Source organism: Mesorhizobium sp. P2_E9 (assembly GCF_056403815.1).
Genome location: NZ_JBFUET010000026.1, coordinates 13167 through 31121, shown reverse-complemented (window position 1 = coordinate 31121; position 17955 = coordinate 13167). Strand labels below are relative to the sequence as shown.

General features: G+C 63.4%; 21 protein-coding genes. 14 read left to right on the top strand and 7 right to left on the bottom strand.

Annotated elements, in window-relative coordinates; all coding sequences use genetic code 11:
• Window positions 1-24: 24 nt before the first annotated feature.
• Window positions 25-1494, top strand: coding sequence for a bifunctional phosphopantothenoylcysteine decarboxylase/phosphopantothenate--cysteine ligase CoaBC (gene coaBC, locus AC1D05_RS33045; protein WP_477446803.1), 1470 nt, complete (start codon window positions 25-27; stop codon window positions 1492-1494).
• A 58-nt stretch (window positions 1495-1552) separates the two neighbouring features.
• Here coaBC and AC1D05_RS33040 read toward each other — a convergent pair whose 3' ends face one another.
• Together AC1D05_RS33040 and AC1D05_RS33035 are read right to left on the bottom strand one after the other, a co-directional pair.
• Entirely contained in the window at window positions 1553-2134 is a 582-nt protein-coding gene (locus AC1D05_RS33040; protein ID WP_477446801.1) for an invasion associated locus B family protein, read from the bottom strand.
• Window positions 2135-2170: 36 nt separating this feature from the next.
• Window positions 2171-2326 (bottom strand): hypothetical protein, encoded by a 156-nt coding sequence (locus tag AC1D05_RS33035; RefSeq protein WP_475457414.1) that lies wholly within the window; start codon window positions 2324-2326, stop codon window positions 2171-2173.
• Between the two features lie 159 nt (window positions 2327-2485).
• Between AC1D05_RS33035 and AC1D05_RS33030 the strand changes: the two genes are divergently transcribed.
• Window positions 2486-2794 (top strand): hypothetical protein, encoded by a 309-nt coding sequence (locus AC1D05_RS33030; protein ID WP_477446799.1) that lies wholly within the window; start codon window positions 2486-2488, stop codon window positions 2792-2794.
• Between the two features lie 127 nt (window positions 2795-2921).
• On the top strand, window positions 2922-3398 hold the full coding sequence (locus AC1D05_RS33025; RefSeq protein WP_477446797.1) for an NUDIX hydrolase: 477 nt from the start codon (window positions 2922-2924) through the stop codon (window positions 3396-3398).
• Between the two features lie 8 nt (window positions 3399-3406).
• Here AC1D05_RS33025 and AC1D05_RS33020 read toward each other — a convergent pair whose 3' ends face one another.
• Window positions 3407-4189: a citryl-CoA lyase gene (locus tag AC1D05_RS33020; protein WP_477446878.1), complete on the bottom strand. Its 783-nt coding sequence runs from the start codon at window positions 4187-4189 to the stop codon at window positions 3407-3409.
• On the opposite strand from AC1D05_RS33020, the gene AC1D05_RS33015 reads away from it, so the two are divergent.
• Window positions 4145-4867 carry an IclR family transcriptional regulator gene (locus tag AC1D05_RS33015; protein WP_477446795.1) on the top strand — a complete coding sequence of 241 codons (723 nt, stop codon included), beginning with the start codon at window positions 4145-4147 and terminating at the stop codon, window positions 4865-4867. The two genes, AC1D05_RS33020 and AC1D05_RS33015, sit on opposite strands and share 45 nt — an antisense overlap.
• A gap of 273 nt (window positions 4868-5140) precedes the next feature.
• Window positions 5141-7633 carry an EAL domain-containing protein gene (locus tag AC1D05_RS33010; protein ID WP_477446793.1) on the top strand — a complete coding sequence of 831 codons (2493 nt, stop codon included), beginning with the start codon at window positions 5141-5143 and terminating at the stop codon, window positions 7631-7633.
• Window positions 7634-7659: 26 nt separating this feature from the next.
• On the opposite strand, the gene AC1D05_RS33005 is transcribed toward AC1D05_RS33010, so the two are convergent.
• Both AC1D05_RS33005 and AC1D05_RS33000 read right to left on the bottom strand, forming a co-directional pair.
• Entirely contained in the window at window positions 7660-8736 is a 1077-nt protein-coding gene (locus AC1D05_RS33005) for an OmpA family protein (protein WP_477446791.1), read from the bottom strand.
• Between the two features lie 88 nt (window positions 8737-8824).
• Window positions 8825-9364 (bottom strand): GNAT family N-acetyltransferase, encoded by a 540-nt coding sequence (locus AC1D05_RS33000; RefSeq protein WP_477446789.1) that lies wholly within the window; start codon window positions 9362-9364, stop codon window positions 8825-8827.
• Between the two features lie 210 nt (window positions 9365-9574).
• On the opposite strand from AC1D05_RS33000, the gene AC1D05_RS32995 reads away from it, so the two are divergent.
• Complete coding sequence (locus AC1D05_RS32995) at window positions 9575-10030, top strand: DUF2214 family protein (protein ID WP_477446787.1); 456 nt, start codon at window positions 9575-9577, stop codon at window positions 10028-10030.
• A 19-nt stretch (window positions 10031-10049) separates the two neighbouring features.
• Here the strand turns inward: AC1D05_RS32995 and nth are convergent, their stop codons facing one another.
• On the bottom strand, window positions 10050-10832 hold the full coding sequence (gene nth / locus AC1D05_RS32990) for an endonuclease III (protein WP_477446785.1): 783 nt from the start codon (window positions 10830-10832) through the stop codon (window positions 10050-10052).
• 22 nt (window positions 10833-10854) lie between these two features.
• Here nth and AC1D05_RS32985 point away from each other — a divergent pair, with 22 nt between their 5' ends.
• Complete coding sequence (locus AC1D05_RS32985) at window positions 10855-11349, top strand: DUF2244 domain-containing protein (protein WP_477446783.1); 495 nt, start codon at window positions 10855-10857, stop codon at window positions 11347-11349.
• Between the two features lie 58 nt (window positions 11350-11407).
• Here AC1D05_RS32985 and AC1D05_RS32980 read toward each other — a convergent pair whose 3' ends face one another.
• Entirely contained in the window at window positions 11408-12250 is an 843-nt protein-coding gene (locus tag AC1D05_RS32980) for a class I SAM-dependent methyltransferase (RefSeq protein WP_477446781.1), read from the bottom strand.
• A 115-nt stretch (window positions 12251-12365) separates the two neighbouring features.
• Here AC1D05_RS32980 and AC1D05_RS32975 point away from each other — a divergent pair, with 115 nt between their 5' ends.
• From AC1D05_RS32975 to AC1D05_RS32945, 7 genes are all read left to right on the top strand, one after another.
• Window positions 12366-13244: a methylated-DNA--[protein]-cysteine S-methyltransferase gene (locus AC1D05_RS32975; RefSeq protein ID WP_477446779.1), complete on the top strand. Its 879-nt coding sequence runs from the start codon at window positions 12366-12368 to the stop codon at window positions 13242-13244.
• Between the two features lie 221 nt (window positions 13245-13465).
• On the top strand, window positions 13466-13936 hold the full coding sequence (locus AC1D05_RS32970) for a hypothetical protein (RefSeq protein WP_477446777.1): 471 nt from the start codon (window positions 13466-13468) through the stop codon (window positions 13934-13936).
• Window positions 13937-14028: 92 nt separating this feature from the next.
• Window positions 14029-14349: a hypothetical protein gene (locus AC1D05_RS32965; protein WP_477446876.1), complete on the top strand. Its 321-nt coding sequence runs from the start codon at window positions 14029-14031 to the stop codon at window positions 14347-14349.
• The gene (locus AC1D05_RS32960) at window positions 14316-14834 is read left to right on the top strand and encodes a hypothetical protein (protein WP_477446775.1); all 519 of its coding nucleotides are present in this window, start codon (window positions 14316-14318) and stop codon (window positions 14832-14834) included. Before AC1D05_RS32965 ends, AC1D05_RS32960 begins: the two co-directional genes overlap by 34 nt.
• Window positions 14835-14850: 16 nt before the next feature.
• A complete protein-coding gene (locus tag AC1D05_RS32955) occupies window positions 14851-15291 on the top strand; it encodes a hypothetical protein (RefSeq protein ID WP_477446774.1) in 441 nt (146 codons plus the stop codon).
• A 206-nt stretch (window positions 15292-15497) separates the two neighbouring features.
• Window positions 15498-16403 (top strand): ribokinase, encoded by a 906-nt coding sequence (locus AC1D05_RS32950; RefSeq protein WP_477446772.1) that lies wholly within the window; start codon window positions 15498-15500, stop codon window positions 16401-16403.
• A gap of 1 nt (window position 16404) precedes the next feature.
• Window positions 16405-17853, top strand: coding sequence for an amidase (locus tag AC1D05_RS32945; protein WP_477446770.1), 1449 nt, complete (start codon window positions 16405-16407; stop codon window positions 17851-17853).
• Window positions 17854-17955 lie beyond the last annotated feature (102 nt).

The following is a 17955-nucleotide window of genomic DNA, read 5'->3' as shown; positions in this document are numbered from 1 at the left end:
GCAGAATGAGCAGAGTGCAATCACATGGCCAGCATCACGATCCGCAATCTCGACGATGAGGTCAAGGAGCTGCTGCGCCGGTTGGCGGCGGAAAACGACCGCTCGATGGAAGAGCAGGCACGGGTGATGATCCGGGCCGCTGTCGCCGGTCAGATCGGACCCGGCCGTATCGACCAGATCGAAAAGACCCTCCGCGAGTTGACCACTGCGCACGGTACAGCGACTCCTGTTGCGGTCCCCGCAGGCAAGATCCTTCCGCGGGGCAGCCTCTCAGGCAAGCGCGTCCTGCTCATCATCGGCGGCGGCATCGCCGCCTACAAGGCGCTCGACCTGATCCGCCGGCTGCGCGAGCGCGGTGCGGCGGTGCGCGTGGTGATGACATCAGCGGCACAGGAATTCGTCACCACGCTGTCTGTCGGCGCACTCTCGGCCGATCATGTCTTCACCGAATTGTTCGACCGCAATGACGAGCATGACGTCGGCCACATCAGGCTGTCGCGCGAGGCCGACCTTCTGGTGGTGGCACCCGCCACCGCCGATCTGATGGCCAAGCTTGCCAACGGCCATGCCAATGATCTTCCCTCGACCGTGCTCATCGCCACCGACAAGCAGGTTTTGATGGCGCCGGCGATGAACCCCAGAATGTGGGCGCATCCGGCCACCCGCCGCAATCGCGCGACATTGGGCAAGGATGGCATTGCCTTCATCGGTCCGGCCAGGGGCGAGATGGCCGAGAGCAATGAGGCTGGCGAAGGCCGCATGGCCGAGCCGCTGGAGATCGTCGCCGCGATCGAGGCGCTGCTCGATGCCGGCCCAAAGCCACTGGCGGGGCGCAGGATCATCGTCACCTCCGGCCCCACACACGAACCGATCGACCCGGTGCGCTACATCGCCAACCGCTCCTCCGGCAAACAGGGACACGCCATCGCCGCGGCCTTGGCAAGACTTGGCGCCGATGTGCGCCTCGTCTCCGGCCCCGTAAGCATTGCCGACCCGGCCGGTGTGAAGACCATCCATGTCGAGCGCGCGCAGGAAATGCGCGATGCGGTGGAACAGCTTCTGCCGGCGGACGCGGCAGTGTTCGTCGCCGCCGTCGCCGATTGGCGCAGCGAGAATTCGGCCGGTGAGAAGATCAAGAAGGTAGCGGGTGAAGGCCCGCCGGTGCTGCGCATGGTCGAGAATCCCGACATCCTTGCCGGCGTCGGCCATCACAGCCAGCGGCCCAGCCTGGTCATCGGTTTCGCCGCCGAGACGCAGGATCTTTTGCGCAACGCCGAGGCCAAGCTCAGGAAGAAAGGCGCCGATCTGATCGTCGCCAACGATGTCTCGCACGAGAGCGGCATCGGCCCTTCAGGCGTGATGGGCGGTGATCGCAACCGGGTGCGGATCGTATCGAAGGCCGGCGTCGAGGAATGGCCCGAAATGACCAAGGACGAGGTGGCGGCACGGCTCGCCGCCCTGATTGCCGAGCGGCTGAAAACGATCGTCGTTTGACGTGTTGGCGGGAAAACCCTTCCGCCAACACCCTGCTGCTGCCGATGAATCTCAGCTGTCAGTTGGACAAAAGCTCCGCTGTGCGGGCAAGCGCGCCGCCAAAACCGTTGAGCGGAATGGAAAAGCTCACCGCTTGCCCGGTGTCGGCGGCGAAGGCATCGATCTTCAGCGTGGTGCCGTTCTTGAGCAGCGGCGTGACATTGGCATCGAAAGCCACCGGCACCAGGCAGCCGACCACCTGGCAGGTGTTGAACGCCAGGCGGCCGTCGAGCTTCTGGTCGTCGATGGTCAGGGTAACGCCCTTGGCCAGCGCCAGGCCAAACGGCAGGGCAAGGGTTCCGGTCGCGTCGTCGCCGGTCTTGCTCGACAGCTCGATCGCCAGCAGCCGCTGGTTGCTTTGCTTGTTGAATTGCTGATGCGACAGGCTGCAGACCTTGTTCGTGCCCGATATCTGGCAATTGACCGTCCAGTCGCCATGGGTTTCGGACAGAGCCGATGCACCCCCGGGCAGTTGCGGCGCATCGGCGGCGGGCGCGGGCGTCGCCGCCACCTTGTCGCCCTTGGTCTGCGCAGCCGTGGCCGGCAGCCCGACAATGCAGGCCACACCCAACATCGCTGCGAAATACGCGTATTTCCTCATCAAGACCTCTCCCGCCCGGCTCCGTCTTGAGCCAGCCTAGAAACTGACCTTGAAAGACGCGCTGACTGCATTCTGTTTGACCGTTTCCCCGAAGGCGCCGTTATACCTGACGGACATGCCGACGCCATTGACGCCATTCAGCTCGAGGCCGGCGCCGACCCGATAGAGCGGCGAATCGATCGCTTCCGTCAAGTGCAATGCTGGGTTGCCGGCAGATTCTCCGCCGCCGCGAAGCGGGTGGCCAGGGCGAAGGCGTGATCGATTTCAAGGCGACCGATGTGCGGCCATGGCATCGCCGGACGAACACCCTATATAGTGGCGATGAACAGGGTTTTTCGCAGGAATGAGCGAATGTCAGCGCGGCGACCATGGATGGGTCTTGCATCGGTGGTGCTGGCCGCAGCGGTTGTGGCCGGCTTTGCGCTGCCCGCTTCGGCGCAGGTGCTCAATCCCTATGCCAAAAGTAACGCGTTGATCCAGCAGAACGATCTGCAGACCTTGCAGAACCGGGTGCAGCGGCAGCAATTTCAGCAGCAGCAACAGCAATATCGTGCCCAGGACCGCGTGATCGTCCAGCAGCCGCCGCCGGTGGTGCCGCAGGTCAGGCCGAGCTGCCAGACGCAGATAATCGGCAACACCGCTGTGAGCACCTGTCGCTGACGGGCGGGCTGCTCTTTTAATTAGCCGACTTACATGGTAGGGGCGTTCGAGTGCCCCTGCGGCAGTTTGGGTTTTGCAAAGGCGCCACATCACGCTATGGGGCACTGCACCGACTGGATTGTTACGAATGGCAGTCACCAAGAAAAAGGCCGTGCGCAAGGCCAAGAAAGGCGAGCGGATCCGCCAGGTCGCGGCGATCCCCTTTCGGCGGAATGCGCATGGCGACATCGAGGTAATGCTGGTCACCTCGCGGACGACGCAGCGCTTCATCGTCCCCAAGGGATGGCCGATGAAAGGCAAGAGCGGCCGCAAGGCCGCCACCATCGAGGCGATGGAAGAAGCCGGCGTGCTCGGCAAGACTTTGAAGCAACCGGCGGGCACCTATTCCTATTGGAAACGGCTGGCCAACAACTTCATTCGTGTCGACGTCATCGTCTATCTGCTTGAGGTCACCGAGGAACTCGCCAACTGGCAGGAAGCCAAGCGGCGGCAGCGGGCTTGGCTGGCGCCGGCCGACGCGGCGATGCTGATCGACGAGCCGGACCTCTCGACGCTGGTGGGGACCTTGACCATTCCAGGACCTGCGCCAATCAAAGCTGGCTGAGGCCGTCCTCAGCCGCTCGTACCGCCGTCTTCGGGAAAAGGGCGCGCCGGTGTGCCGGTATAGGCCCACAGCCATTCGCGCGGCAGCGGTCCCTTGTTGCGCTCGCTCTGCTGCGACTGCTCCCAGGCATGCGCCAGAATGCCGACGGAGCGCGACAGCACGAAGAGGCCGCGCGTCAGCGGCGGTGGAAAGCCGAGCTCGCCATAGATGACCGCCGTGGCGCCATCGATGTTGAGCGGGATCTTCTTGCCCTTGCGCCGTGCGACATCCGCCTCGATCGCTTCGGCGATATCGGCGAACCGTCCATTGACGATACTGCGCGCAGCAAATTCGCGGGTCAATTCCAACAGCCGTGGCGCGCGCGGATCGACCGGGTGGAAGCGGTGGCCGAGCCCCGGCACATAACACTTTTCCTCGGCGAAGAACCGGTCGAGCCGTGCCGAGACCGCCTCATTCAGCGCCGCCCCACCATCGATCACCACGGCGATATCGCCATAGAGGGACAGTGCCTGTTCGCCGGCGCCGCCATGCACGTCACCGAGCACGTTGATGGCCGATGCCATGGCGCTGTTGATGCCGACGCCACAGGTGGCGGCCATGCGGGCAATGGCGATCGACGGCGCCTGTGGTCCGTGGTCGACGGCCGCCCCCAGCGCAATGCCAAGCAGTGCCGCCTGGTCCTCGCTGGGCAATTCACCGCGCAGCATCAGCCAGATCATCGCCGGGAAACTGACGCGGCCGATCAGGTGCTGGATCTCATAGCCGCGCAGCCGGATGACGCCATCCTCGATGCCTTCACCACCGACGAACGCTCGCTCAGCCTGGCCGAAATCGCGGTGCGTACCGGCCTCTACAAGAGCACGATCCTGCGGCTGGCGAATTCGCTGCTGCGCGGGCAGCTGCTTGAGCGCCTGGACGATGGACGCTACCGGGTCGGGCCTGCCGCCTTTCGGCTCGGCGCGCTCTATCAGCGCTCGGTCGTGGCGGTCGATATCCTGTTGCCGATCATGCGCGACCTCTCCGAGCACAGTTGGGAGAGTGTTGCCTTCTATGTTCGTTCGGGTGACGTCCGCACCTGCCTATATCGTGTCGAATCCAAGCATCCGATCCGCTACACGATACGCGAGGGCGACGTATTGCCTTTTCTGGTCGGCTCCGGCGGACGCGTGCTTGCCGCGTTTTCCGGCCAGCCGGGCGAACCCTACGAGACCATCCGCAGGACCTGCAATTGCCTCGCCGTCGGTGACCGCGACCCCGACACGGCAGGCGTCTCGGCGCCGGTATTCGGGCCGGGACGCGTGCTGCTTGGCGCCTTGACGCTGGCTGGCCCGAGCTCGCGCGTCGACGCTGCCTTCCTTCAGCGCATGAAACGTCCGCTGCTCGAGGCGGCGGCTCGCGCCACGCGTGCCTTCGGCGAAGACGCCTCCTTGCTGGAGCAAGCCAGTCTCGCGGCGGAGGCTCTATCCTAGCTCCCGAGTTTGCGGCCCGGAAGGCTCGATAAGTTTCAAATACAAATTGATCAAACTTGAAGCAATTGCTTGACGTAGCGTAATATTCGACTCTCTCGTAACAAGAATCGGTTTTGTAAAAAAGGAATTATTTATTCGCTGTTAAGCCCGCCCGTGATAACCGGATTGTTGTCGCCGTCTGAGTGACATGAGGGAAGAACAGCGTCCTGAACCGACGGATGAAACAGTCGGATGGACGCGCTGACAGGATCATGGCAAGTCCATGGAAGTTCGATGAAGCTGTCATCGAGGAACGCGAGCCCCCGTCTTCTCGGGTTGGTCTGGCCGTTCATTGCCGTCGTCCTCATCCAGGCGCTGGTCGCCAGCCTCAGTCTCTACACCCTGTCGGCGGTTCGCGCCTATGTCGGCGGCGAGAGCCAATGGTCGAAGGGGCAAAAGCACGCCATCTATTTCCTCAGCCTTTATGCCGACACCGGCAAGGAGGAGTTCTTCAGCGAGTATCGTGCAGCGATCGCCGTTCCTCTGGCCGACCGCTCGGCCCGCCTGGCACTTGAGCAGCCCGAGCCCGACACTGAAGCGGCGCGCGCCGGCTTTCTGCAGGGCAGAAACCATCCGGACGACGTTGCCGGAATGATCTGGCTGTTCCAGAATTTCCGCAGCTTCATCTATCTCGACACAGCCATCCGCCACTGGACCGCCGCCGACACGATGATCCTCGCCATCCAGCAGCTCGGCGACGCGATGCACGCGACATTGAGCAAGGGGAAGGCGTCACCGGCTGAGATCAACGCCTGGAAGACGGATATCCATCAGCTGGATCGTCAGATCAGCCCTCTTTCCAAGGCCTTCTCGGACAGTCTCGGCGAGGGATCGCGCTTCATCCGCGTGCTGCTCACCTTTGCCAATCTCGTCACCGCGGCCTTGTTGATCCTGCTTGCCGTGTGGCGCACCCGCAAGCTCCTGGCGCAGCGGCAAGCCTTCCAGCTGGCGCTCAATACCGAGCGCGAGCGCGCCCAGATCACGCTGGCTTCGATCGGCCAGGCCGTGATCAGCACCGGGGCTGACGGACGGCTGGACTATATGAACCCGGTCGCCGAGAAATTGTTGGCCTGCCCGTTCAGCGGCGCCAAGGGCAAACCGATCGCTTCGTTGTTCCGGCTGGTGGACAAAGACACCAGCGTTGAAGAACCCCGACTGATTGAATGCCTGCTGGCTGGCGAGCCGCGCCGTTCCAGCGCCCGTCCGCAATTGCTGCAGCGGCCGGACGGCTCTGTTGTTCCCGTCGCGCTGACCGGCGCGCCGCTGCTCGTTTCCGGCGAGGTCGTCGGCGCGGTGCTCGCCTTCCACGACATGACGCGCGAAGAGGACTATATCGAGCGGCTTTCATGGCAGGCGTCGCATGACGCATTGACCGGGCTCGCCAACCGGCGCGATTTCGAAAGCCGGCTGGAAAGGACGATCGTCGAATTGCAGGGCCAGCCCCGGCAACACGCCTTGATGTATCTCGATCTCGACCAGTTCAAACTGGTCAACGATACCTGCGGCCATGCCGCGGGCGACCAGCTGCTGCGCCAGATCTCCGCGCTGCTGACCCGCGAATTGCGGCCCGGCGATGTGCTGGCACGATTGGGCGGCGACGAATTCGGCGTGCTGCTGATCGATTGTGAAGCCGGCAAGGCGGCCGACATCGCCGAACGGCTGCGCGCGGCCGTGCAGGACCTGCATTTCGCCTGGGATAGCAGGCCTTTCAACACCAGCGTCAGTGTTGGCATGGTGCAGATCGCCGATGCGCAAGTGACGATCGAGGAAGCGCTGCGGGCCGCCGATGTCGCCTGCTACATGGCCAAGGAAAAGGGCCGCAACCGCGTCCAGATCCACAGCGACGGCGACATGGCCTTGCGCGAGCGTTTCGGCGAGATGGCCTGGGTGCAGCGCCTGCACGCCGCATTGGAGCAAAACCGCTTCAGGCTTCATGCCCAGGAAATCTGGCCGCTCAACGACGCCGCCGCCGAGGCGGGAGCGCATATCGAAATCCTGTTGCGGCTGACCGACGAAGACGGCGGCTTCGTCACCCCGCAGAGCTTCATTCCCGCGGCCGAGCGTTACGGCCTGATGCCGTCGATCGACCGCTGGGTAGTGCGCAGCACCTTCCGCGTCCTGGCCGCACGGCAAGCCGATCCGCGCACGCCGCCGATCACGACATGCGCCATCAATCTTTCCGGCGCGACTTTCGGCGACGAGACCTTTCTAGGCTTCCTGCGCGAGCAGTTCCTCATCCATGGCATTTCGCCGGCCATGATCTGCCTGGAGATCACCGAAACCAGCGCCATCGCCAATCTCACCAATGCCATGCGCTTCATTGCCGATCTGCGCGGGCTTGGCTGCCGTTTCGCACTCGACGATTTCGGCTCCGGCATGTCATCCTTCGCCTATCTCAAGCACCTGCCGGTCGACTACCTCAAGATCGACGGCAGCTTCGTCAAGGACATGGTGGAGGATCGCATCGACCGCGCCATGGTCGAGATGATCCACCACATCGGCAAGGTCATGGGCAAGCGCACCATCGCCGAGTTCGTCGAAAGCGACGGCATCATCGCCGCCCTGAAGACGATCGGCGTCGACTACGCCCAGGGCTATGGGATCGCCATGCCGCAGCCCTTCGATGCTTCGACGGTGCTGCTTGGCCCGAACGTCACGCCGGCCGCGGGCGATGCCGCCGATCCCTGGACCGACCTTGCGCGCAAGCTGCGCCGCAAGGCTGGCTAGAACTATGCCCTTGTCGGCGAGACCCGCTAGTTCAGCTTGACCAGAACCACGCGGCGGTTCTTGGCGCGGCCCGCCTCGTCGTCATTGCTGGCGACGGGCGCCATCATGCCGGCGCCGGCTGCCGTCAGCCGCGAACCATCGATGCCGTATTTCCCCACCAGCGCCGCCTTGACCGCTTGCGCCCGCCGCGACGACAGGTCGAGATTGTAATCGAAGGCGCCTTGATTGTCGGTGTGGCCGACGACGATCACAGCCATCTTCGGCTCGTTGGCCAGCAGTGTCGAAATCTCCTTCAGTGTCGGCTCAGACTCCGGCTTGATGTCGGCCTTGTCGGTGTCGAAGAAGATGCCGTAAAGCGAAATGCTGCCGGTGGCGGAGAGCGAATCCGCCATCTTGGCGGCCTCCACGACCACCATCTTCTTGTCGCGCGCCTTCGGTTCCAGCACCTGGACGACGGCGACGGTGCGGCCGTTGAGCGCCTTGCAATAGAGATCGTCGGTCAGCGAATAGGTCTGCACCGTGACATAGGCATCGCCGCCGTCCTGCGGCACCTTGGCGGAGAAATAGCGCTGGTCGTTGATGCCGGTGGCCAGCGCGCAAGCGCCATTGGAGAATGCCGCGTCCTTGAGATCGCTCTCGTGGAAAGAATACATCGTCAGGCTCATGTCGCCGCCACCGCCGCTCGACGAACGGTCGGCAGCGCCGCCGCACTCCTCCTTCTTGCACTCGAACAGGACTTCGCCACCGGCTGCCTTGATCACATCCTGATAGTTGCGCAGAACTTCAAGCGGCGAGCGCTCGGCCGGCAGCACATAGGCGATGCGGGTCAAGGCACCCTCGACCTCGGCCTTCTTGTCGGGTGCGAAGACGCGGTTGTTCATCGCATCACGCGCGTCCGGGTCAGCGCTCGGCTTCAGCGGCGATAGCGGCACACTGAAATCGGTGAAGGCCAATTTCACATAGGAGACGATGAACGAGCCTTCGTAGCGCTTGGCCAGCTGATTGTCGGCGGCCCCCTTGATATCGGCGGTCGGCACCGTTGCGTCGGCCGCCGCGAGCCGCAATGTCAGCGCAAGCACGAGCCCCGCCCAGAAAAACCTCATGACTGTCGTCTTGAATGCATGCATCGATCATCCCCCTCATTTGATGATCGATGCTAACAGAGCGGGTATGTCCAGTCGATGACGCCGTTCAGGGCCGCCGCTCCAGCAGGATGGTCGGGGCATCGTGATAGAGGGTCCGCGTCACCTCGCTGTAGCCGCACTTTCTGGCGACATTCTGTGAAGCCGTATTTTCGGGATCGATGATGCAGACGGTTTTGGTACGTCCGAAGGTCTCGTCGCCCCAGACGTGCACGCGGCTGACGATCTCGGTGGCAAGGCCGGCACCGTGCACGGCCGGAGCCAGCGCCCATCCGGCTTCGGGAATGCCTTCGATCGACGGTTCCATGTCGCGCTTGAGGTCGTGAAAACCGGCCTCTCCGACGAAGCGGCCCGTTGCCTTCTCCTCAATCGCCCAGAAGCCGTAGCTGAGCAGCGACCACAGGCCGGCATGACGCAGGAAGCGCATCCAGCTTTCCTCGCGCGTGCGCGGCTTGCCACCGATGAAGCGGGTGACGACCGGGTCGGCCCACATCGTGGCGTAGGCGTCGAAATCCTCCATCCGGTGCGCCCGCAGGATAGTTCGCTGCGTCTCGATGACGGGGGCAACGGTCACTTGGCGGTTGTTCATGGGACTTGCCTCGCTGATGGTGTCCGCGCTTAGCAAATCGCCCCCGCGGTGCAAGGGCCAGCAGAAGATGCGCCATCATCCAGAACCGCAATGTGCAATGTTCTGCAGTGAGAAATCCGTTCGGCGATGTTATCTTCCCGGCAGGCTGATTCAGCACCTCGCGACGCGCCTTTTTCGGACGCGGCTGGTGCTCAAACCCAAGGGAAAAACATGGACACGACCGACCTTGTGCTTGCCATTGTCCATCATCTGCTGGTGTTTTCCCTGGCAGGGATCATCGGCGCCGAATTCGTGCTGATCCGTGGCGACCTGCCCGCCATGACACTCAAGCGGCTCGCCGGCATCGACCGTCACTACGGCATCATCGCCACGCTGATCATCATCGTCGGCATTGGCCGTGTCGTCTGGGGCCTCAAAGGCTGGGAGTTCTACGTCTACAACTGGGTGTTCTGGGCCAAGATGGCGGCATTCGGCGTTGTCGGCCTACTGTCGATCATCCCGACGGTGCGCTTCATTTCCTGGAACCGGCAGGCAAGCGCCAATCCCTCCTTCACTGTACCCGCGAGCGAACTGGCCTCGGTGAAGACCTATATCCGCGCCGAGGCCTTCGTCTTCCTGCTGATCCCGGTCTTCGCGGCGGCGATGGCGCGCGGTTACGGCTATTGACCGTCAGCGGCGGACGTCTCTAGCGCCCCGCAATCTCCACCAGGGGCGCTGGAACGCTGGTCGTCTTCTCCTCCGCCTTGCAGATGTCGGCGATGACGCAGGCCGGGCAATCCGGCTTGCGCGCCTTGCAGACATAGCGGCCATGCAGGATCAGCCAGTGATGCGCGTGGCGCATATATTCGTCCGGGATGATCCTCAGCAGCCCCTGCTCGACCTGTTCAGGCGTCTTGCCGGGCGCCAGGCCAAGCCGGTTACCGATGCGGAAAATATGTGTGTCGACCGCCATCGTTTGCTGGCCGAAAGCCATGTTGAGCACGACATTGGCGGTCTTGCGCCCGACCCCCGGCAGCTTGACCAGTTCATCGCGGTCGTCGGGCACCTCGCCGCCATGGTCGCGCATCAGCGCCTCGGATAGTGCGACCACGTTCTTGGCCTTGTTGCGCCACAGTCCGATGGTCCTGATGTAATCACCGACCTTGGCCTCACCCAGCGCCAACATCTTCTGCGGCGTATCGGCGACCTTGAACAGCGCCCGCGTCGCCTTGTTGACGCCGGCGTCGGTCGCTTGCGCCGAAAGCACCACCGCCACCAGCAGCGTGAAGGCGTTGACATGTTCGAGCTCGCCCTTCGGCTCCGGCCGCTGCACCGAAAAGCGCCGGAAAATCTCGTGCACTTCGGCCCGACTGTAGCGCGAAGTCCGCCGCACCGGCCGGGGGCGCGGCTTGGCATTCGAACCATCGCGCCGTCCGGGCGGCAGCTCTTTTTCGGGCTTGGAAGAATCTTTGGACTTGGGGCTCGCCATTTCCCTCCTATAATATCCTGTCATGAGCGACACAAACGCCTCGTTTCAGGCTGACGAACCCTTCTTTCACGCATTGCTGACCCCACACCGGTCGCTGGGCAGGACGGGCTTCCTGGTCCTGATGGGCGCGCTGCTGTTTGGCTGGCTGGTGACCGGTGGGTTTTTCCTGTCGCGTGGCGCCTGGCCGGTGTTCGGCTTCTTCGGCCTCGACGTGATCGCCGTCTACATCGCCTTCCGCGCCAACTATCGCGCCGCCCGCGCCCGCGAGGAAGTTTCGGTCTCCCGCACCAGCCTCGACATCCGCAAGACGACCCCTTCGGGGAAATCGGAAGCGCATCGCTTCAACCCGTTCTGGACGCGATTTTCGGTCGCCCGTCACGCCGAGATCGGCATCACCAAAATGACGGTGGAAGGACAAGGCCAGAACGTGCCGATCGGCGGCTTTCTCGATCCTGAATCCCGCGAGAGCTTTGCCACCGCCTTCTCGCGCGCCTTGGCGACCGCCAAGGCGCGTTGAAAGCAATTCCAGGAAAAGTGTGAAGCGGTTTTCCCGGGAAAAGCGCTTAGCGCTTTCCCTAGGGAATTGCGGCAAACAAAATGCCCCAGAAACGATACCGCAAAAGCCTGCCGACCTTTCGCAGCGCCGGAATGTGTTTCCACAGCCGGACGAACAGTTTGGCCGACCAGCCCATGCGAGCGGCATGTTCCGGCTTGTAGGCGGAAATATCCTCGACGAAGCGCAGCTTCGGGATCGCCAGTTCCAACTCATGCGGATCGTCGATCGCCCAGTGAACCGCGGCGCCCGTCGCCTTGATGGTCGGATTGAGGCGAAGCAGCGTCAGGCCGAAACGGCTGTAGGCGTCGAACATCAGCTCGCCGCCGGCAAGATGCGCGACAAGCCGCGAAACCAGGCGTAGCCCTTCGTCGGCAGGCAGATAAGGCGTCAGCCCCTCCGCCACCACGATGGCCGGGCGGTTGCGGGGCACTTCGGCCAGCCAGCCGGGCTCGGTCACCGACGAAGCAATGAGGTGGTAATGGTCGCGGGACGGGTAGAGTTTGCGCCTGAGGTCGATGACCTCGGGATAGTCGACGTCGAACCAGTCCACGCCTGGTGGCGGATCGACACGGAAGATGCGCGTATCGAGCCCGCAACCCAGATGCAGGACGATGGCGCCGGGATTTCTGGCCAGAAAATCCTCAACACGAACGTCCAGTGTCTTGGCTCGGATCGCCAGGCCAATGCCGAGATTCTCGTCGACTTTGAGCCTCGCAAAATCATAGTCGATCTTGCGCACCGCCTCGTCGGCGAAGTGATCCCCAAGCAGCGAATGCGGCAGCCGGCTCTCCAGCGCCTTGCCGTAGAGCGTCATCAGCAAGGTTTCCTTTGCCCCGGTCAGATGCACTTTCTCGCCAGCCATCGGCATCTCCTGGGCACGAAACCCGAGTCTATCTGGGTATGCGCGGCAAGAAGGCAAGTTTCGGGTGGCGAACGGCGCCCCAAGGGGCGATATTCCTGGGCAAGGAGACAGTTCGATGAGCACACAGACAGCAGTCCTCAAAAAGGACATCACGCCGCAAGGCAGCGACTATGAGATCGTGCGCCGCGCCATCGAGAAGATCAGCCTCGATTATCGCGACCAGCCTTCGCTCGAGGAGCTTGCAGAGGAGGTCGGCGAAACGCCGACCGGCCTGCAAAAGCTCTTCACCCGCTGGGCTGGCCTGTCGCCAAAAGCCTTCCTGCAGGCGGTGACGCTCGACCATGCGCGCCGGCTGCTCGATTCCGGCATGCCGCTGCTCGAAACCTCGTTCGAACTGGGCATGTCCGGTCCCGGCCGGCTGCATGACCTGTTCGTCACCCATGAGGCGATGTCGCCGGGCGACTACAAGACGCGCGGTGCCGGGCTGACCATCCGCTACGGCTATCACCCCTCGCCTTTCGGCACCGCCCTGATCATGGCCACCGACCGCGGCCTTGCCGGCCTCGCCTTCAGCGACCCCGGCGAAGAACGTGCGTCGTTCGCCGACATGTCCAGCCGCTGGCCGAACGCCACCTATGTCGAGGACATGACTGCCACCGGGCCCTACGCCGCGCGCATCTTCGACCAGTCACTGTGGCGCCCCGACCAGCCGCTGCATGTCGTCATGATCGGCACCGACTTCCAGGTTCGTGTCTGGGAGGCGCTGCTGCAGATTCCGATGGGCAAGGCCCGCACCTATTCCTCGATCGCCGCCAGCATCGGCGCGCCAAGCGCCAGCCGCGCGGTCGGTGCCGCCAATGGCGCCAACCCGCTCTCCTTCGTGGTGCCTTGCCATCGCGCCATCGGCAAGTCCGGCGACCTCACCGGCTACCACTGGGGCCTGACCCGCAAGCGCGCCATCCTGGGTTGGGAGGCGGGGCAAGTGTCGTCGTGAATATCGATTTTCCAGTTATTGCCGTATAAATCTATATATCCCTTATAAACTGGAAGTATTTATAATAATTCTGTGTCGTTTTTCTTTATTGCAACCAACGACAACCCACGGGTTGCGCAACAGCTACTTCAACTAACCATTTTAGTTTACCCTAAATTAACCACGATAAAGCGATGATGACCCATATTAATTCGGGCAATCCGGCTTAATAGGAGGTCTCGATGAGGTTGTTTCGCACTGTCGTCGGTGCAGCCATGCTGGTCGTCTGTGTGAATCAGGCGGCGTTGGCCACGACGCAGAATGTCATTTTCAACGGCACGATCACCGCGACCTGCACGCTGGTGGTCGTCACCAACGGCACGATGACGGTGAGTCCCGATCTCCAATCACTGAGCTCGCATAACAGCGGTGGCTCGGCGGGGACGGTCACGCTCACCACCACCGGCGGTGTGTCGCTGAGCGTCGATCCGGTCACCACGACCACAGTGCCGGCCGCCGACACCACGGCCATCACCTGGACACCAACCTATTCGGCGAGCGGTGCCCACACGATCGCGGAGACAGGCTCGGCCACCAGCCTGACCGCGCCCGGCGCCGATCTCGTCACGGTCCACCTCGCCGGCACCAAGGGCGGCAGCAACCGCTTCGCCTCCGGAAACTATCAGGCAACCGTGACGGTGCGCTGCGAATAGCCCTCGGGAAGGAGGCATCCTTGACATTTTCTGGAACCTTGGCGACGGCGCTGGTCGTCGGCCTGATCCCTGTTGCCGCGGCGGCTCAGTCGATGTCGCCGATGCGCGGCGAGGTCAACAGTTTCACCGACGTCTTCGCGGTCCGCGTTTTCCCGGCCAATCCCTACGACCAGAAGATCAAGATCGAAGTTCACGTCTATGATCAGGACTTTCAGCCGGTGGAAGCCAAAATCTCTCCCAGTGTCTTCCAGCTGGCTTCGCAGGCGTCCCGTCCCGTCCTTGTGGTCGTGCCCTTCGACGGCGCCCCGGACCGTAAAGTGCGTATCTGTACCGAAAGCATCCCCTTTCCCAATCAGCAGACCCAGATAAAGGCACAGATATGCGGAAAGTTCTTTGGACATCGCAAGTCCTGACGCTGGCACTCGCGGTTGCCGTGGCAAGCGCTGCGCCGGCTCTGGCCCAAGATGTCTACAACCTCAACCAGAACGAGACCGGATTCAATCTGCCCGGCGTCACCTTGCCCCAGGGCCAGGACGAGGTCCACGCTGCCGACGGCACCACTTGCCGTTCCGCGGTCTCCGGATCGGGCGCCTATCTCGATCTCGGCGTCATCAGGGGCAACAGCCAGTCCAACAACGACGTCGCCACCTACGGCCGCGTGGTGATCCCGATCGGCCGCACACCAAAGCGTCTCGACTGCAGCCGACTCTATGAACTCGAGGTGCAGCGCCTGCAAATGGAACTGAAGCTGTTGAAGATGGGCGTCAATGTCGACGGCGGCACGACGGCAAGCGTTGCCACCACTGCTCCCACGGCCGCATCACCCGGATGGGCCAACGAAGGCTGGAGCCTCAGGACCGGAAATAGCGATGGCAAGAAAAAGAAGAAGAAGAAATAACCGCGCGCTGCTTGCGATGGCAGCATTTGCCGGCTTCTGCCTTCCGGTGCAAGCGGCGATCATCGGCACCTGCACCATCATGGTCGGGGCATCGGGAACAATGACCGCAAATCCCGCCATCGGCATACTGGGCTCCAAGCAGGCAGGCGGATCAAGCGCCAGCGCCACCGTGGTGGCAAACTCGCTGCTGTGCTCGCTACTTAACTTGCTTGACTGTTATTCTGTTTCAGCGCCGGCACCTGCCGCATTCTCGTCCGCGCCGAGCGGCGGCAGCACCAATGTCACTTTCGCCTCGGTCTTCCGCCTCGATGGCTCGGGGGTCGATGTCAACGGCAGCGTACCGCAAAGGGTCGTCAACGGCACCCACCCCATGCAGGTCGATCTCACCGCCACCAAGTCGAGCGGTATCTTTCCCGCCGGCACCTATCAGGGCATCGTCACCGTGCGCTGCGAGTGAGGCGACAAATCACCTTTTGATATCCACATGGTCTGGCAAGTCATCGCATGACGCGCTAGCTTCCCGGGCAACCGGGGTGACGGTGCATTCATACTGATGCACCGGCGCACCTCGCCATCTCGATCCACATCGTGGATCTCGATCCACATCGTGCTTTCCGAAAGTCGATCCTGATTTCCGGCCAGCGCTGGCAGGGAGGCACTTTCTTGATAGTCGTCATCGGCTCGATCAACCTCGACCTTATCGCCAACGTCGACCGCTTGCCGAGCCCCGGCGAAACGGTGAGCGGCTCCGGTTTCGCCACGGCGCCGGGCGGCAAGGGCGCCAACCAGGCGCTGGCTGCCGCGCGCGCCGGTGTCCCTGTGCGCATGGTCGGCGCCGTCGGCAAGGACAGTTTCGCCGCCGAGGCGCTGTCATTGCTGCGCGAGGCCAAGGTCGACCTATCAGGCGTGGGAGAAACCTTCGCCTCGACCGGCACGGCACTGATCATGGTCGGCGACGACGGCGAGAACATCATCGCCGTGGTTCCCGGCGCCAATGCTTCCGTGGTGCCCGGCGACCTCTCCAAGGCCTTTCTGAAAAAGGGCGATGTCGTGCTGCTCCAGCACGAGATCCCGCTGGCAACCGTAGAAGCCGCACTCGACCAGGCACGGGCTGCCGGCGCCATCACTGTGCTCAACACCGCTCCTTTCCAGGGCGATGCGGCGGCTTTCCTGGGCAAGGCCGATTATGCCGTCGCCAACGAGACCGAGTTCGACCTCTATGGCGAGGCGCTGGCGTTGAAGGGCCGCGACCGGGCGGCACGCATGCGCGACTTCGCCGCGAAAACAGGCAGCACCATCGTCGTCACGCTCGGTGGCGACGGCGTTATGGCGGCGACGCCGAGTGATTTCCTGACCGTTGCGGCCATGAAGATCACGCCTGTCGACACGGTCGGCGCAGGCGACACCTTTTGCGGCTACTTCGCTGCCGGCCTGTCGTCCGGCCTTGCGCTCGACAAGGCACTGGCGCGCGCCGGTGCGGCCGGCTCGCTGGCCTGCCTGAAGCCCGGTGCTCAACCAGCGATCCCGCTGGCCAAGGATGTCGATCAGGCCTTGCAGGAAGCCAGCTGAAATGACGCGCCCCCGGACGAAACATGCCGTGCAGCCGGCTGGCGATATCTGCCGCCTGTCGGCCATCGAGCTTGCCGACGCGATCCGTCGCAAGACACTGTCCGTGCGCGAGGTGGTGACGGCCTTCCTCGACCGCATCGAGGCGGTCAACCCGCTGGTCAACGCCATCGTCTCGTTGCGCGACCGCGGCGACATCCTGCGCGAAGCCGATGCGGTCGATATCAGGCGGGCCGATGGCGACGCCGGCACGCTCTTCGGCCTGCCGATCGCCATCAAGGATCTTGCCTCGACCACGGGGCTGAGGACCTCCTTCGGCTCGCCGATCTTTGCCGATTTCGTGCCGCAGGAAGACGATTTCTTCGTCGAGCGCATCCGCAACGCCGGCGCCATCATCATCGGCAAGACCAATGTTCCCGAATTCGGGTTGGGATCCAACACCTACAACAACGTCTTCGGCCCGACGCTGAACGCTTTCGATCCGGCACTCACCGCCGGCGGTTCGAGCGGCGGTGCGGCGGTGGCGCTGGCGCTCGACATGGTGCCTGTCGCCGACGGCAGCGACTTTGGTGGTTCGCTGCGCAATCCCGCCGCCTGGAACAATATCTACGGTTTCCGCCCGTCGCAGGGGCTTGTGCCCGGCGGCCCGGACTTCGAGGTCTTTCATGCGCAGATGGGCGTCGAGGGGCCGATGGGCCGCAACGTCGCCGACATGGCCCTGCTGCTCGACGTGCAGGCCGGCTACCATCCGCAGGCGCCCCTGTCCTATGACAAACCAGGCTCATTCCTCGAAGGGCTTGCAACGCCGGCAACGGGCGGCCGCGTCGCCTGGCTCGGCGATCTCGGCGGCCATCTGCCGGTCGAACCGGGCATCCTCGATCTCTGCGAGGCGGCACTTGGCCGGTTTGCGGATGCATCCTTCCCAGCCGAACCCTTGCTGCCGGATTTCGATTTCGAAGCGCTGTGGCAAGCCTTCGTGACGCTGCGCCAGGCGAGTAGCGGCTGCGCCCTCAAGGTCCACTACGATGACCCTTACAGGCGCCGCTTGCTGAAGCCGGAAGCCATCTGGGAAGTCGAGAACGCCATGCGGCTGACGGCGCCGCAGATCCGCGCGGCCTCGGTCATCCGCACCTCCTGGCACCGCACGCTGCTGTCGATCTTCGACCGCTTCGACCTCATTGCCCTGCCCACCGCGCAGGTCTTCCCCTTCGATGTCGGCATGCACTGGCCAAGCGAGGTCGCCGGACGGGCAATGGACAGCTATCACCGCTGGATGCAGGTCTCAGCCTTTGCTACGCTGGGCGGCTGCCCGGCGGCCAATGTGCCGGTCGGCTTCGACGACAAAGGGCGGCCAATGGGCATGCAGCTGATCGGCCGGCCGCGCGGCGACCTCGCCGTGCTGAGGGCGGCCGCCGCCTATGAGGCGACGCTGCCCTGGCAAACCGGCGCTTGACGCGCGTGTAACGGCCCGGCGCTTCGCGTATGGCTTGCGCGGAGGCTGTCGCCATGCATTGATTGTCGCCTGCTGGATCGACAGCATTCCAAGGGAAAAGTC